This window comes from Allokutzneria multivorans (assembly GCF_039537405.1).
GTDB classification, from domain to species: Bacteria; Actinomycetota; Actinomycetes; order Mycobacteriales; family Pseudonocardiaceae; genus Allokutzneria; species Allokutzneria multivorans.
Genome location: NZ_BAABAL010000004.1, coordinates 197,098 through 212,631, shown reverse-complemented (window position 1 = coordinate 212,631; position 15,534 = coordinate 197,098). Strand labels below are relative to the sequence as shown.

Here is a 15,534-nt window from a genome sequence, read left to right as displayed (position 1 = left end):
CGCCGGCGGCGCGTCGCCGTCCGGGGTGAGGACGAGCTGCTTGGCGCGGTTGGTGTTCGGCGAGTCTCCTGTGGACCTGAGGCGAATCAGAACCGTTCGTTGGTGTCTTGCGCGATGAGGAAGCCGTGGCGAGAGGCGTTGTGCTTGCACCGCACGCCTTTCGCCTCGGCAGCACAGGTGAAGCCGAGCGCGCTGAACGCCTGTCCTGCGCGCAGGACGTCGCGATCGTCAGGGGCGCGGTCGACGGGCGCGTACATGAGTCCGCCCGCGCACAAGAAGTCGACCCTGCCGCTCGCCGCGACGAACATCCCGTTGCCCCACTTAGGTCCGCTCTTGCGGTTGCAGGAGTCCGGGGGCGGCGGCACCGGCGCGGTCCTGCCCTGGCAGAGCGCCTGCTCGTCGACGACGGCGCAGCTGTAACCGGACTCGGCCGAGGTGAAGAAGTAGAACGCCCCACCGCCGGGCAGCTCGTGTCGGAACCGGTCCGCCGACACCTCGGGGGCGGGCGCGGAGGTCGGCGTCGCGCGCTCCGAACCCGGCTCGACGGTGGTGACCAGGCCCCAGTGGTCGGACTTCGTGCTCGCGATCTTCGCGGTGTCCCGGGTGCGCAGCCCCCGGGTCAGGATGTAGTCGATCCGCTCGGGCAGCAGCTTCAGGACATCGGGCTCGGGCTGGCGGTTGCTCGTCGCCCCGAGGCCCTTCGCCACGTCGGTGTAGCCGTAGGTGTTCATGAACGCGGTCAACGCGGCGTGGACCTTGGGGCGGGCGGACGGACCGGGATAGAGCTCGCTGAGGTCGATCGCCTCGTTGAAGTCGCCGGTGATCATCGCCGGGTTGGCGCGCGACTCGGTGAACCGCTGGATCGTCTCGACGTCCTTCGCGCGCTCCTCGTCGGTGCTGTCCTTCTCCCGCGCGAGGTGCAGGTTGTAGACGTCGATCGTCCCGTGCTCGGTGACGATCTCCGCGCCCTGGAAGGAGCGACCCCGGCCCGGCTCCTTCATCGACGGCAGCATGATCCCCTGGTCGGGCTCGCCGCCGGGCCGGTCGCCGTCCACCGTGATCGGCTTCTGCGAGCGGACCCCGGCACCGATGCGGATCAGCTGCGCGTTGCCTGCGGAGGCGTTCGCCCAGACCGGCGCCTCGCCGGGGGCCTTGCCCGCGTAGTAGTCCGCGAACGTGGAGTGCGCCCAGTTCAGCTGCCACACGGCCCCGGTCCGCTTCGCGAGCACGGCACGCAGCTCACGCGCCGCGGGCAACGCCATCTCCTGGAGGTTCGCGATGTCCGCGGGCTGCTTGAGGATGTCCTCGGCCAACAGCCCGAGGTCCTCGGGGGTGGCGTTGGTGCCCTTCTCCGAGCCCGCCCCCATCTGGAAGCCCATGGCCGCGTTCAGGTTCACCACGGTGATCGAGGTGTCCGGCGGTGGCGGCTCCTCGCGGCACCCGGAGACGACAGCGAGCACGCACACCATCACGGCACCGAACGCCGTGCGCTCGACCGGCTTCATCGCCCTGCCCCCGAGTTCTCCGCGACCGGTGCACCAGAGTAGTACCTGAGCAGGGTCTCCTGGCGGAGCTCCGGGGAAGAGCCTGTCGAGCACCGCCGCACGCGGTGACGGCCTGGAGCACTTGGGCGGGCGAGGCGTCCGGGCGAACGTTCAGGTCGATGGGCCAGTCGAGCGGCCCGCCGACACCGCCCAGTCCTCGGCGGTGTGCGGGCCGAGCACCCGCAGCATCTCGGCCAGGGCCGCGTCGACGTCGTGGTGATCCATCACGGTGAGCCGCTCGCCGATCCGAAGGCCGTGCTGAACAGTCCCAGGACGGGGTTGTTCCGAGTGCGGTAGGTGTGTGGCCCACCGCACCAGGACACGCCGTCGGTGGTGTGCCAGTCAGCGGGGCTCCAGAAACGGCTGGAATCGAGCAGCTCCTCCGCCACCGCCCGCTGAGCGCACGTCGCTCCGACGGAGGTGACAGCGGCGGCGATGAGTTCGCGCGCGGCGGGCGGCGTCGCGGTGTCGCCCAAGGCAGGGAGCAGAAGCAGCATGCGCGCGCCTGCGCTCAGGTCGGCATCCGGTTGCTGAGACGTCGTCACGAGCTCGGGCCACGACAGGCCGGGGCCGCGGAAGTGACCGCTGAGCTCGGCGAAACGCACGGCGGCACCGCCGTCGGCCGGGCCCACCAGGTAGTCCGTGCACTCCTCGCCGGGAAAGTTGCACAGGACGACGTGCACGCGGTGGCCGTCGCGCACGGCGAGCGTGAAGACCGGCCACTGGCTCTCGTCGAACAGCTCCTCGCCCAACGCGCTCAGGTCTGCCGGGTCGACGTCGAACGCTTCGATCGCGCAGCTGGCGCCGCCGACCGTGGACAGGAACAACGGCCAGAACAGCGGACCGCCGAGCAGATCCATCCGGTGAACCAGAGTGTCCTCCGCGACGGTGGGCTGGAAGCCGTCCACGTACCCGAGAATTCGCACGAGCGCAGTCTCGCTCATCGAGATCTAGGTCCGTCAGCCCACGGGTACTCGAAGTGCTCGAAAGCCTCGCGCAGTCGCGCCGTCGGCACATCGGCCGCGCGGACGCGGGCAAGCTCCTCCCCCGCCCGGTCCAGCACGACGAGGTCCTTGGCATCAACGAACAGCGAGCCGATCCGATCGCGCTCCAGCCGCACCTCGGAGCGCTTCACGTGGACGAGGACGTAGCTCGCGGCCACGGTCACGACGGGATCGTGCTTGCGCGCCGCCCAGGCCAGCAAGGCTCCCGCCCCGGCGCCCAGCAGGATCAGCGGCGTCGGCGACAGACCCAGCAGCGTCGCGATCCCGAAGCTCGCGGTGCCACCGAGCGCCGCACCACCGAACCAGAACAGCCACAGCAACGTGGCGGGCATCCCGACCTTGACAGCACCCATGTGATCACAATAACCGTTGCGAGCGCTGGGCAAACCAGCAGCGCCGCGCGCTCGCGAGACACCTTCACTTTGCGCCGCAAGGAAAGCAGGCTTCAAGATCAGGCGAACATCAAGTCCGGGCGTCGAACATGAACTATCACAGGCGCCGTTCACGATACGAACGCGAATACTGATCTCGTTGTCCCACAACGCAAAACGCATCACTCTCGACGCTGCCGCGAGCTAGCATCCTCGCGGCACCCGCTGAACGCGCGGCCACCCGCACGGCGGGAGCGCCGCCTATCGAGAGGATCGGGCCGTCATCACCACGACCCGCACCACACCCCGAACAACGACACGAACAGCGCCACGAAGAGCCGAGCGCCGCAGCTTCTTCGCCGACGCGTCTCTGTCCTCCTTCGTGGCCGCGCTGATCGCGATCGTCGTCTCCTACTCCGGCCCCATCATGATCGTGCTCACCGCCGCGAGCGCCGGTCACCTCACGCCGGCGCAGACCACGTCGTGGTTGTGGGCGCTGTCCATCGGCGCCGGGCTGAGCAGCATCGTGCTCAGCGTCTGGACGAGGGTGCCGGTGATCGCGGGCTGGTCGACGCCGGGCGCGGCGCTGCTGGTGACCAGCATCGCCCAGTACTCCTACCCCGCCGCGATCGGCGCGTTCGTGGTGTCGGCGCTGGCCATCACGCTCATCGGGTTCTCCGGGGTGTTCGGCAGGCTGATGGCGCTGGTGCCCGACGCGGTGGTGTCGGCGATGCTCGCGGGGGTCCTGTTCTCCTTCGGCGTCGAGGCCTTCCGAGCCTTCGGCGACGGCCCGGCGGTGACCGCGGCGGTCCTGCTCGGCTACATCGTCACGAAGCGCTTCAGCGCCAGGTACGCGGTGCTCGCCGCGCTGGCGCTCGGCGTGCTCGCCTCGGCGCTGAGCGGTGGGCTGCGCGTCTCGGGGCTCGGCGTGGAGCTGGCCAGTCCACTGTGGACGACTCCGGCCTTCGACCTCGCGGCGGTCATCGGCATCGGCGTCCCGTTGTTCGCGGTCACGATGGCCTCGCAGAACGCGCCCGGCCTCGCGGTGCTCCGGGCGAGCGGCCACCGCGCCGACGATCGGCTGCTCGTCGGCGGCACCGGCCTGGCGTCCCTGGCGATGGCGCCCTTCGGCGGGCACGCGGTCAACCTCGCCGCGATCACCGCGGCGATCTGCACCGGCGAGGAGGCCCACCCCGACGCCAAGAAGCGTTATCCCGCAGGGGTTTTCTGCGGTCTGCTCTACCTGGTCGTCGGTGTCTTCGGCGCTACCCTGCTCGGTGTGTTCACCGCGCTGCCGAAGGAACTCGTCGCCGCGATCGCGGGCGTGGCACTGCTGGGCGCGCTGATGTCGGGACTCGCGGGCGCCATGGCCCTGCCCGAGTACCGCGAGCCCGCGCTGGTGACGTTCCTGGTGACGGCCTCCGGCATGTCGCTGTTCGGCATCGGCTCCGCGTTCTGGGGCCTCGTCTTCGGCCTGATCGCCCACCTCGTGCTCACCGTCGGGCGCCGAGCCCCGGGGAGGCGGGCGCGGAGCAGGTCGAGGCGGTGAGCTATCCCGCCGCTGTCACCTCGATCTCGACCAGCCACTCGCTGTCGAGCGTCTGCGCGACCACCGCCGTCGTCGGGACGACGCGCCCGCCCAACGCCGCGACGCGAGCCCGGGCGTTGGCCTCGGCGTAAGAGGCATCGCGCAGGTAGCTGGTGAGTCGCACGATGTTGTCGACCGTCATGCCGGCGGAAGCGAGGATGGCGCGCAGGTTGGACCAGACGAGCGAGAGCTGCTCCTCGATCGTGGCCCCTGGCACGCCCTGCGGGTCGAGCCCCATCGTGCCCGCGACGAACAACAACCTTTGCGCACCACGCACTTCCAGCGCGTGCACGTAGTCGGGGGTGGCGGCGTAGACACCGTCGGTCGGGCTGTGCGCAATGGTCTCCATGCGCACAACCTAGGCCGAGAACGGCCTTCGACGCAGCGAATTGCCAGCTAGTCCACAGTGGACGCGGTGGACGCGGCTACGGCCAGTACCGCTTGTGCCGACACGCCGCGTAGTAGATCGGAATGTAGATCAGCATCGCCAGCAGGAGCCACGTCGCCTTGAACGCGACCCTGGTGTCGGGCGGGCCGATCAGGAACATGATCCCCGCGCCGCCGGGCAACGAGACGACGTACCCGGCGACGAGCCACGACGACGGAGGGCGTTGCTGGCCCGACGGCAGTCCCAGACGCGAGGCGAGCACCGGACGGCGTTGGCGCACCAACTGGACCGCCAACGGCACCACGGCGAGCGGGATCACCACCGCGAGACCGATCGGCCAAGGTTCGAGGTTGTGCGCTTCCATCAGCACCAGGAGCAGCCCGTAGATCACCGGCCACCACCACCAGGCAAGCTCCTGACGGAGTTCAGCCTCACCCATGTCCGCCCCCCGGAAATCGGCCGCTCGCAAGGAAGCTAGCAGCCCGGGACCGAAGGTGAAGGCCTTTTGCGAACGCGATGTCGACGGGCCGCCGAAACCGGACCTGATCAGCGCATTGCAGAAACTCTCAAGCGTGACTGCCTACCGTCCGGGAGCGGACGACGATGGGCGACGAAGGAGAACTCGCGTGCGGCGCGAAGCGGTGACGGTGATGTGCCTGGCGGCGGTCGTGACGCTGGCCGGGTGCGGTGGCACTACGCCGGGCGTACCGACGGAGTCAGGAGCGAACTCGCCCACGACGGTGTCCGTGCCGCCCGCCAAGACGGCCGATCCGCCCCTCCAGTTCGACACCGCCGCCGCGGTGGCGCTGCCGAGGACGGCGCTGCGGGCGAACCTCGCGGGCAGCGCGGTGTCCCGGTTCATGACCTTGCGCGAGCGGACCGCCTACATCGCGGCGCCGGACAAGCTCTCCGCAGTGGATGTCCTCACCGGCAAGGAGAACTGGGCCGTCGGTATCGAGGGCAAGCCAGCGGACCCGTACGCGCAGAGCGGGCCGTTCGTCAACCCGGTCGGCCCCAGACCGCCCGCGGTGACGGACAAGCTCGCCGCCGCGGCAGTGGCCACGGCCGAACCGGGACAGGGGACCACACCCGGGTTCACGGCGTTGACCGTCGTCGCGGTCGACGCCACGAGCGGGGTGAAGGCGTGGCAGGCCAAGGTCAAGGTCGCCACCGACAGCTACGGCGGCGGTGGTCAGGGATCGATCACCAAGGTCGCCGCGATCAACGACAGGGCCGTGGTCGCCACCTACTCCGACAGCGACAAGGCGTTCACCGTGGCGCTGGACGCCGCCACCGGGACGACGTTGTGGGAGCGCCGCGACTACGACGCGGGCAGCCTCAACGGGAACGTGCTGGTGGGCAAGGACTCCAACGTCGCCGAGAACAAGTCGATGAACCAGGCCACCGCCGTGGACGTGGTGACCGGGGCCCAGCTGTGGGTGGGCGCGACCAGGGCGAGCCAGCTCACCGTGGTGCCGTCCGACCCGGCGCTGGTCGTGGTCAACCGCACCGACTACGGCAACCTCAAGCCGTCGCTGCTGTTCCTCGATCCCGCTTCCGGTGCCGTCAAGGCAGAGCTGAAGGGCACGGGCGGCTTCGGCAGCAGGGCCTACGGCGACTGCTACTACGACCAGCAGTCCGTTCTCGTCTGCGTCAACGACGGGCGCGTCACCGGCTACAACGCCAAGACCGCCGAGCAGCTGTGGACGCTGCCCGACCAGGCCGCCAACCGCATCGCGCCCAGCGTCGTGACCGTCTGGCACGGCGTGCTCTACGGCAAGGTGAACGGCAAGCCGATCGTGCTCGACGCCAACACCGGCAAGGACGTCTCCACCACCGTCGAAGTCGCGCCGGTCTGGGTCAGCCGCTACGCCGGGATCGCCGTCGACAACGACGGAGCACCGAAGGCCTACCCGGTCAAGTAGACCCGGGTAGGCCGACGGATCACTTGGCGGCGCCGAGCGCGCGGTTGAGCGCGGTGACGTTGACGCCCGGTTCGCCGAGGAAGCCCAGGGCTCGGCCGTCGGTGTTCGCGCTGACCAGCTCCCGCACACGGTCCTCCGGCAGGCCACGGGCCCGTGCGACGCGCGGCACCTGGAGCTCGGCGTACACCGCGCTGATGTGCGGGTCCAGACCGGAGCCGGACGCGGTCACAGCGTCCTGCGGAACCTGTTGCGGCGCAACACCTTCACGCTGCCCGACCGCAGCCCGGCGCTCGGCGATGACGGCGTCGTGGTCGGCGTTGAGCTCGCCCTTGTTGGAGCCGCCGGAGGCGGGCAGGGTCGCCGCTGAGGGGCGCGTGTGGAACCACTGGTCGCCCTCGCGGTCCACACCCACCACAGTGGTGTCGACGGCCTCGGCGTTGGCGTGCAGGCCGGGCAACCGCGACACCAGCCAGACGCTCGCCGGGTAGAGCACCCCGAGGAGCACGGTCAGCACGAGCAGGACGCGCAGTCCCGCGACGGCCTGTTTGACGAAGGTCATGTCCCTCACCCGATCCCGGGAATCAGTCGTACGAGCAGGTCGATCAGCCAGATCCCGGCGAAGGGGGTGACGACCCCGCCGATGCCGTAGATCAGCAGGTTGCGCCGCAGCAGCGCGGCCGCGCTGGAGGGCTTGTACTGGACTCCGCGCAGTGCCAACGGGATCAGCACGACGATGACCAGCGCGTTGAAGATCACCGCCGACAGGATCGCCGACTGCGGCGTCGCCAGGCCCATGATGTTGAGCAGGCCGAGCTGCGGGTAGATCGCGGCGAACATCGCGGGCAGGATCGCGAAGTACTTGGCGAGGTCGTTGGCGATGCTGAAGGTGGTGAGCGCGCCCCGGGTGATCAGCAGCTGCTTGCCGATCTCCACGACCTCGATCAGCTTGGTCGGGTCGGAGTCCAGGTCGACCATGTTCCCGGCTTCCTTGGCCGCGGAGGTCCCGGTGTTCATGGCGACGCCGACGTCGGCCTGGGCGAGCGCGGGGGCGTCGTTGGTGCCGTCGCCGGTCATCGCGACGAGCTTGCCGCCCTCCTGCTCCTTGCGGATCAGGGCCATCTTGTCCTCGGGCTTGGCCTCGGCGAGGAAGTCGTCCACGCCCGCCTCGTCCGCGATCGCCTTGGCGGTCAACGGGTTGTCGCCGGTGACCATGACCGTGCGGATGCCCATGGCGCGCAGTTGGGCGAAGCGCTCCTTCATGCCGGGCTTGACCACGTCGGAGAGCCGGATGACACCGAGCACGAGCTCGTCGTCCGCGACGACGAGCGGGGTCCCGCCCTGCGCGCTGATCTCGTCGACGACGGCCCGGGTCGCCGCGGTGAGGGTGAAGGCGCTGGCCGCGCCCTTGCGGATCTGCCTGCCGTCGAGGTCGATGCCGGACATCCGCGTCTGCGCGGTGAAGGGCACGAACTCGCCGGTCTTCTCGTGCGCGGTCGCCTCCGCCGAACGCCCGTAGCGCTCGGCGCACAGCTCGACGACGCTGCGCCCCTCGGGCGTGCCGTCGGCGAGGCTGGACAGCCGCACCGCGTCGACCAGGGCGTCCATGCCGGTGCCGTTGACCGGGATGAACTCCGTGGCCCTGCGGTTGCCCCAGGTGATCGTGCCGGTCTTGTCCAGCAGCAGCGTGTCGATGTCACCCGCGGCTTCCACGGCGCGACCGGACTTGGCGAGCACGTTGCGCTGCACCAGGCGGTCCATGCCCGCGATGCCGATGGCGGAGAGCAGCGCGCCGATCGTGGTCGGGATCAGGCAGACCAGCAGCGCGGTCAGCACGATCACCGACTGCTCGCCGCCGGAGTAGATGGCGAAGGGCTGCAACGCCACCACGGCCAGCAGGAAGATGATCGTCAGCGTGGACAGCAGGATGGTCAGCGCGATCTCGTTGGGCGTCTTCTGCCGCTCCGCGCCCTCCACCAACGCGATCATTCTGTCCACAAAGGACTCGCCGGGCTTCGTGGTGATCTTCACGACGATCCGGTCGGAGAGCACGGTGGTGCCACCGGTGACGGCCGAGCGGTCGCCGCCGGACTCGCGGATCACCGGCGCGGACTCGCCGGTGATCGCCGACTCGTCCACGGTGGCGATGCCGTCGACGACGTCACCGTCGCCGGGGATCACCTCCCCCGCCTCCACCACCACGAGGTCGCCGAGGCGCAGCTCGGTGCCGGGCACGCGTTCCTCAGCCCCGCTCCCGGTGAGGCGGCGCGCGACGGCGTCCTTCTTGGTTTTGCGCAAGGACTCCGCCTGGGCCTTGCCGCGGCCCTCCGCGACGGCCTCGGCGAGGTTGGCGAAGAGCACGGTGAGCCACAGCCACACGGCGACCGCGATCGAGAAGCCCTGCGGCTGCGCCACCGCGAATGCGGTGACCAGCAGCGAGCCGACCCACACCACGAACATCACGGGGTTGCGGACCTGGTGGCGCGGGTGGAACTTGCGCAGCGCGTCCGGGAAGGAGGTCAGCAGCTGCCTGGGGTTGAACACGCCCGCGCTGACCGCTGGGCGTTCGGTGCTGGTCGAGGGGGTGGTCACAGCAGTGCCTCCGCGATGGGACCGAGGGCGAGAGCGGGAACGAAGGTCAGCGCGGCGACGAGCACGATGCTGCCCGCCAGCAGCGAACCGAAGAGCGGCCCGGTGGTGGGCAGCGTGCCCGCCGTCTCCGGGACCTTCTTCTGCTGGGCCAGGAAACCGGCGAGCGCGAGCACCGCGACGATCGGCACGAACCGGCCGAGCGCCATGCACACGCCGAGCGAGGCCTGGAACCAGTCGTTGGTCACGGTGATCCCGGCGAAGGCGCTGCCGTTGTTGTTCGAGGCCGACGCGTACGCGTAGAGGATCTCCGACAGGCCGTGCGAGCCCGGGTTGTTCAGCGCCGCACCGGTGCTGGGGAACAGGACCGCGGTGCCCGCTCCGATCAGCATCACCGTGGGCATGGCGAGGATCGACACCGCCGCTGCCGTGACTTCCTTGCGCCCCAGCTTCTTCCCGAGGTACTCGGGTGTGCGGCCGACCATCAGCCCGGCCAGGAACATCGCGATCACGGCCATCACCAGGATGCTGTAGAGCCCGGTGCCGACGCCGCCCGGCGTCATCTCGCCGAAGAGCATGTTGAGCAGCGCTCCGCCGCCGCCGAGCCCGGTGAAGCTGTCGTGCATCGCGTTCACCGCGCCGGTCGAGGTGCCGGTGGTGGTGTTGGCGAACAGCACCGAGGAGGGGATGCCGAAGCGGACTTCCTTGCCCTCCAAGGGACGCAGCCCGAAGGACTCGCCGGCCCAGATCACCGCGAGCATCGCCGTCCACAGCGCGCCCATGACACCGAGCAGCACGTGGCCCTGCTTGCGGTTGCCGACCATCGTGCCGAAGGTCCGCGTCAGCGACACCGGGATGACCAGCATCAGGAAGATCTCGATCAGGTTGGACCACGCGTTCGGGTTCTCGAACGGGTGCGCGGAGTTGGCGTTCAGGACGCCGCCGCCGTTGGTGCCCAACATCTTCACGGCTTCCTGGCTGGCGACCGGGGCCGTGGCGACGGTCTGCCCGTCCACCGCGACTCCGGCCTTGAGGCTCATCACCACGCCGGTGGCCACCAGCACGACCGCGAAGGCGAAGGCGATCGGCAGCAGGATGCGCGTCGTCCCGCGCACGAGGTCGACCCAGAAGTTGCCGAGCCGATCTGCCTTGCTCCGCACGAAACCACGCACCAGCGCGATCGCGACGCCCATGCCGACCGCGGCGGAGACGAAGTTCTGCACCGTCAGACCGGCCATCTGGACCGTGTGGCCCATGACGGTCTCCGGCACGTAGGACTGCCAGTTCGTGTTGGTGACGAAGCTGATCGCGGTGTTGAAGGCCATCCCAGGCGGGACGTCACCGCGACCGAAGTCGAAGGGCAGCAACGACTGCACGCGCTGCAACACGTACAGCAGCACGATGCCCACGAGGGAGAAACCCAGTACTCCCAAGGCGTAGGTGCCCCAGCGCTGCTCCGAGGCCGGGTCGATGCGAGCCACGCGGTAGATCGCGCGCTCCACCCGGGTGTGCTTCGTCCCGGTGTAGACGCGCGCCATGTAGTCGCCGAAGGGCCGGTACACCACGGCCAGGGCGAGGATCAGCAGGCCGACCTGGAGCAGGCCGGCCACGGTCGATGACATCAGAACTTCTCCGGCCTGATCAGCGCGATGAACAGGTAGACGATCAACAGCAGCGCGAGCACGCCGCCGACGGAATTGGCCAGAAGGCCCGTGCCGCTCACAACCGCTCCAAACCGCGCACAGCCAGCGCCAGTACCAGGAACACACCGATCAGCAGCAACGCGTAGGCCAGGTCGGCCACGGGCGTGCTCCTCTCCCGCTCACGGCGCCAGGGAGCGGCGCCATCACCCGGAAGAGTGCGTCAGGAATCCGGCCTTCCCGGGCCGACTGACGCGTCCTTGACACCCGCGAACGGGTCCTTTACGCGTTGTTGACGGCGCGAGCGCGGGCATGTCGCCGCCGTCACTCTCCCGTGATCGGCCCGTGACTCACTGAGCGGGGGCGATGCGTCACGAAGGGTGATTCCGGGGCCGCGTCAGGATCGCGTAGTGACAGCGCTCTACCGCGAAGCTCTACCGCGAGCGAACGGGGGTGATGCCGAACTTGTCCTCGACCAGGCGCCAGAACGCGGGCACGGCGTCGGTGATCGAGTGCTGCTCGATCACCTCGCGCCCGTGCCTGCGCTTCTTGCGGCCGGAGAAGGTGAGCACGAAGCAACCGGGCTCGACCCGGGTCAGCGGGCCGGGCGCGTGCACCTTGATCGTCTCGTAGAACCCGCCCGTCACCTCCAGCGACACCACGACGAGGTCGTGCATCGACGTGGTCACGCCCAAGCGGTCGGCCACACCGCTGTCGAGCACGCTGGTCACGATGTCGCGCACGTACTGGTGCTCCGCGAAGTCCTCGTTCTCCCGGCGCAGCTCGTCGAAGCGCTGGGCAACGGCCTCCCAGCTCGTGCCGGAGAACTCGCCCTGGATCCGCGCGAACGCCATCGGGAACGGCTTCATGACCACGAACTCTAGGCGACGCTGTTCCAGCTTTGAGGCTTTGCGCGCGAGCAGCACCGGCTTCTCGGCCAAAGTTTCACTCGGATGTTCAACGATAAGTTTGAGTCTCATGAGCCAGGACATCAACGCCTTCGTGCCCTCCTCCTGCGAGCTGCTGGGGTGGGGCGAGCCGACCCACCAGGAGCCCGCGTTCGCGCGGCTGCGCAACGAGCTGCTCCCCCGCCTCGTCGAGCGCGGTTTCCGTTCCGTGGCCCTGGAGATCGACCGGGTGGCCGCGCTCGCCGTGAACGACTTCGTGCTGGAGGGTGTCGGCACGCTCGACGAGGTGCTGCGCGCAGGCTTCTCCCACGACTTCGGCCTGCTCGACGGCAACCGGCAGCTCATCGCTTGGATGCGCGAGTACAACGACGGTCACCCGGCACCGGAACGCTTGTCCCTGCACGGTTTCGACGCTCCGATGGAGACGATGAGCGCGCCGAGCCCGCGCACTTATCTTGAGTACGCCCGCGACCGCCTCGGCCTCGACGTGGACTTCGCGGAGCTGGTCGGCGAGGACGAGCAGTGGAGCCGCGTCGAGGCCGTGATGGACCCCGCCACGTCCGTCGGCGCCACCGCCGAGGCCGACCAGCTCCGCGTGATCGCCGACGACATGCTGACCACGCTGCACGCCCGCTCCCCCGAGATGCCGCGCGAGGAGTGGCTCCGGGTGAAGATCCACCTCGGCGCGGCGCTGGACCTGTTGCGCTACCACAAGCAGTGCGCGCGGCGGCTCGCTCCGGCGGAGCGGCTCCCCCTCCTCACCGCGACGCGGGACACCCTCATGGCGCAGCACCTCATCGACATCCGCGCGATCGAGGCGCGACGCGGTCCGACGCTGGTCTACTCGCACAACCTCCACTTGCAGCGCAGCCCGAGCACCATGGCCATGGGAGACAACGAGGTCACCTTCCACTCCGCCGGCGCGATCGTGGCTTCCCTGCTGGGCGAGCGGTACCGCGTCATCGCCTCCAGCCTCGGCACCAGCGCGACCATCGAGCTACCCGAGCCCGAGGCCGGCACCTACGAAAGCCTTCTGCAGAGCCAATTCTGCACTTGGGGGCTGACGACCGAGGTCGCACCGGGCCGCAAGCGCCCACCCTTCAACCCGATGCGCGGCTACTTCCCGATCGACCGGACACTGCTCGACGGTGCCGATGTCGTGCTGCACATCAACACCGCCTAGCGCCTGTCCTGTAAGCGGTTGCGCCGCGTGTTCCGGTCACGGTGCCGCCGGGGTTTGCAGGACAGGGGCCTAGCCCGGCCCTGATTCCCTGAGCGCTTCGAGGCCGTCCAGCAGGCGGTCGAGGGCGAACTCGAACCTGCTGTCCAGATCGGGGGCGACCAGGTCGGCGGCCAGCTCGACGATGTGCGGGAAGCCGTCCTCGGGCAGGGCCGCCAACCGCGCGCCGAGCTCGTCGAGGTAGGTGCGCGGGGAAACTCCGGCGCTGACCGCTGCCGACAGCGGGGCCTGTTCCCGGCCGACGAAGCCGATCAGGAAGGTGGACACCAGGAACACCGCGTACGCGGCGTCGCGCTTGGACAGCCCGGCGCCGCGCAGCACGCCCAGCACCGTCTCGATGTAGCGCAGCTGGCCGGGGCCGGTGGTGAACCGTCCGGCGAAGAGCCGGGCCGAGTCGCGGTGGTCGAGCATGTGCCGACGCATCGCCCGCATGATCGCGGCGAGGCTGGCCCGCCAGTCGTCCTCGACGACGTGCTCGGACAGGTCCTGCGCCCCCGCGACCGCGTCCAGGAGCAGGTCGAGCAGCTCCTCCTTGTTGCGGACGTGCCAGTAGAGCGAGGCGGTGCGCACCGCGAGGCGGTCGGCGACACGGCTCATGGTGAGCCCGTCCAGCCCGTCCTCGCGCATGATCGTCAGCGCGGCGGCCACGATGGCCTCCGGGCGCAGGGTCGCTTCCACGGCGGGCGGCCTGCCTCTTCGCGGTGGCATCACACCTCCTTGCGGGCGTCACCGGGCTCGCTGTAGCTTACCGTTAATCTAAGACCGTTAGATTAACGGGGAGGGCGACGATGACCGACAACGCTCCGGCGTGGTACGTCAGCAGCGCGATCGAGGCGCTCGCAGCGCACCGGGACAAGGTCGCGCTGTCCCACCGGGGACACGATCTGACCTACTCCGAGCTGCTCGCGCAGGTGTACCGGACGGCGCGAGCACTGAGCCGGTTCGGCCTGCGACGTGGTGACGGCCTGGTGCTCGTCACCGGCAACCGCCCGGAGGCGTTCGTGATCCGGTTCGCCGCGTTCCTGCTCGGACTGCGCTTCACACCGCTCGTGCCAGGACTGGCCGATTTGCCTTACGTAGCAAGCGATTCCGGCGCAGCCGCGCTGATCTGCGAGGCGCCGGGCGACCTCGACGTCGCCTTGGTGCTGACGCTCGACGAGGTGACCGCCGCAGCGCGAACCGAGTCCAGCGAGCCCGTTCCGGTCGCCGCGCGCGAGCAGGACATCGCGCGAGTGCTCTACACCAGCGGCACCACTGGCCTGCCCAAGGGAGTGCCCAGCAGCTACGCCGCGCTCGGAGCCTCCACCCGCTCGTGGGGCTCCGGCACCTCGACCATGCCGGAGGGCATGCGTTTCCTGCTGGTCACCCCCTTCGCGCACGGCTCCGGCGACGCGGCGCTGAACATGCTCCGCTTCGGCGTCGCGGTGGAGATCTTCGACGGCTTCGACCGCGCCGAGTTCGTCGCGGCGGTCGAGCGGTCTCCGATGGCGATGACCTTCCTCTACCCGTCGTGGTTGTACCGGCTGCTCGACCACGCCGACGCCGATCTCAGCACGTTGCGCTCGCTCAGCTACGGGAGTTCGCCCATCGCGCCCGCGCGGCTGCGCCAGGCACTGGACCGCTTCGGCGCGAGGCTGGTGCAGACCTACGCGAGCACCGAGGCGGCCGCGATCGCGATGCTCGGCGCCGCCGACCACGCCGCCGCACTGGACGCCCGCCCCGAACTGCTTGCCTCCGTGGGCAAACCGCTGCCGGGAGTCGCTGTCGAGCTGCGCGCCGAGGACGGCGGTCCGGTCCCCGTCGGCGAGATCGGCGAGGTGTGCGTCAAGGGCGACTCGGTCATGTCCGGCTACTGGAACCGCCCCGAGCTGACAGCAGCGGTGCTGCGCGGCGGCTGGCTGCACACCGGTGACCTCGGCCGCTTCGACGCCGACGGCTACCTCTACCTGGTCGGCCGGATCAAGGACATCATCATCGTCAACGGCTACAACCACTACGCCGGCCCGATCGAGGACGCGCTGTCCAGCCACCCGGCGGTCCGCGAAGCCGTCGTCGTCGGAGCACCCGACGACCGGACCGGCGAGGCGATCCACGCGTTCGTCGTCGCCCCGGACACCGACGCCGAACAGCTCCGAGCCTGGGTCAGAACCCGGCTCATCGCCGAAGCGGTCCCCGCCTCCATCACGTTCCTGGACGCGATCCCGACCTCACCGCAAGGCAAACCCGACAAGAAAGCCCTGCGCGCCCAGGCACGTTCTGCGACGAGCTGAGGCCACACCCACCCGGTCAGGTGATTCTCGATCCCGCCTTCTCTTGGGCATTCACCGAGCATGCCTGCTA

Annotated in this window: 15 protein-coding genes; 4 read left to right on the top strand and 11 right to left on the bottom strand. The window is 69.6% G+C overall.

All coding sequences use genetic code 11. The annotated features are described in order from the left end of the window. Positions 1-86: 86 nt before the first annotated feature. The 3 genes from ABD798_RS03020 to ABD798_RS03010 all read right to left on the bottom strand — a co-directional run bounded on the left by ABD798_RS03020 (position 87) and on the right by ABD798_RS03010 (position 2,901). Positions 87-1,505: an endonuclease/exonuclease/phosphatase family protein gene (locus ABD798_RS03020; RefSeq protein ID WP_344870909.1), complete on the bottom strand. Its 1,419-nt coding sequence runs from the start codon at positions 1,503-1,505 to the stop codon at positions 87-89. Positions 1,506-1,768: 263 nt separating this feature from the next. Further along, a complete protein-coding gene (locus ABD798_RS03015) occupies positions 1,769-2,488 on the bottom strand; it encodes a hypothetical protein (protein ID WP_344870908.1) in 720 nt (239 codons plus the stop codon). Further along, on the bottom strand, positions 2,485-2,901 hold the full coding sequence (locus ABD798_RS03010; RefSeq protein WP_344870907.1) for a YqeB family protein: 417 nt from the start codon (positions 2,899-2,901) through the stop codon (positions 2,485-2,487). The genes ABD798_RS03015 and ABD798_RS03010 overlap by 4 nt, the downstream gene beginning before the upstream one ends. 301 nt (positions 2,902-3,202) lie before the next feature. On the opposite strand from ABD798_RS03010, the gene ABD798_RS03005 reads away from it, so the two are divergent. Further along, positions 3,203-4,468 (top strand): benzoate/H(+) symporter BenE family transporter, encoded by a 1,266-nt coding sequence (locus tag ABD798_RS03005; protein WP_344871087.1) that lies wholly within the window; start codon positions 3,203-3,205, stop codon positions 4,466-4,468. Position 4,469: 1 nt separating this feature from the next. Here ABD798_RS03005 and ABD798_RS03000 read toward each other — a convergent pair whose 3' ends face one another. After that, positions 4,470-4,856, bottom strand: coding sequence for a RidA family protein (locus ABD798_RS03000; protein ID WP_344870905.1), 387 nt, complete (start codon positions 4,854-4,856; stop codon positions 4,470-4,472). A 76-nt stretch (positions 4,857-4,932) separates the two neighbouring features. After that, positions 4,933-5,334: a hypothetical protein gene (locus ABD798_RS02995; RefSeq protein WP_344870904.1), complete on the bottom strand. Its 402-nt coding sequence runs from the start codon at positions 5,332-5,334 to the stop codon at positions 4,933-4,935. A gap of 187 nt (positions 5,335-5,521) precedes the next feature. Between ABD798_RS02995 and ABD798_RS02990 the strand changes: the two genes are divergently transcribed. Continuing rightward, a complete protein-coding gene (locus ABD798_RS02990; protein ID WP_344870903.1) occupies positions 5,522-6,820 on the top strand; it encodes an outer membrane protein assembly factor BamB family protein in 1,299 nt (432 codons plus the stop codon). Between the two features lie 19 nt (positions 6,821-6,839). On the opposite strand, the gene ABD798_RS02985 is transcribed toward ABD798_RS02990, so the two are convergent. From ABD798_RS02985 to ABD798_RS02965, 5 genes are all read right to left on the bottom strand, one after another. Continuing rightward, a complete protein-coding gene (locus ABD798_RS02985) occupies positions 6,840-7,379 on the bottom strand; it encodes a potassium-transporting ATPase subunit C (RefSeq protein ID WP_344870902.1) in 540 nt (179 codons plus the stop codon). A 5-nt stretch (positions 7,380-7,384) separates the two neighbouring features. Further along, positions 7,385-9,409: a potassium-transporting ATPase subunit KdpB gene (gene kdpB, locus ABD798_RS02980; protein WP_344870901.1), complete on the bottom strand. Its 2,025-nt coding sequence runs from the start codon at positions 9,407-9,409 to the stop codon at positions 7,385-7,387. After that, a complete protein-coding gene (gene kdpA / locus ABD798_RS02975) occupies positions 9,406-11,028 on the bottom strand; it encodes a potassium-transporting ATPase subunit KdpA (RefSeq protein ID WP_344870900.1) in 1,623 nt (540 codons plus the stop codon). Before kdpA ends, kdpB begins: the two co-directional genes overlap by 4 nt. Then, a complete protein-coding gene (kdpF, locus tag ABD798_RS02970) occupies positions 11,028-11,129 on the bottom strand; it encodes a K(+)-transporting ATPase subunit F (RefSeq protein WP_344870899.1) in 102 nt (33 codons plus the stop codon). Before kdpF ends, kdpA begins: the two co-directional genes overlap by 1 nt. 351 nt (positions 11,130-11,480) lie before the next feature. Then, positions 11,481-11,915 (bottom strand): hypothetical protein, encoded by a 435-nt coding sequence (locus ABD798_RS02965; RefSeq protein ID WP_344870898.1) that lies wholly within the window; start codon positions 11,913-11,915, stop codon positions 11,481-11,483. Between the two features lie 109 nt (positions 11,916-12,024). Between ABD798_RS02965 and ABD798_RS02960 the strand changes: the two genes are divergently transcribed. Next, complete coding sequence (locus ABD798_RS02960; protein WP_344870897.1) at positions 12,025-13,137, top strand: erythromycin esterase family protein; 1,113 nt, start codon at positions 12,025-12,027, stop codon at positions 13,135-13,137. 69 nt (positions 13,138-13,206) lie between these two features. Here ABD798_RS02960 and ABD798_RS02955 read toward each other — a convergent pair whose 3' ends face one another. Next, complete coding sequence (locus ABD798_RS02955) at positions 13,207-13,902, bottom strand: TetR/AcrR family transcriptional regulator (RefSeq protein WP_344870896.1); 696 nt, start codon at positions 13,900-13,902, stop codon at positions 13,207-13,209. Positions 13,903-13,982: 80 nt separating this feature from the next. Between ABD798_RS02955 and ABD798_RS02950 the strand changes: the two genes are divergently transcribed. After that, positions 13,983-15,464, top strand: coding sequence for an AMP-binding protein (locus tag ABD798_RS02950; RefSeq protein WP_344870895.1), 1,482 nt, complete (start codon positions 13,983-13,985; stop codon positions 15,462-15,464). Positions 15,465-15,534 lie beyond the last annotated feature (70 nt).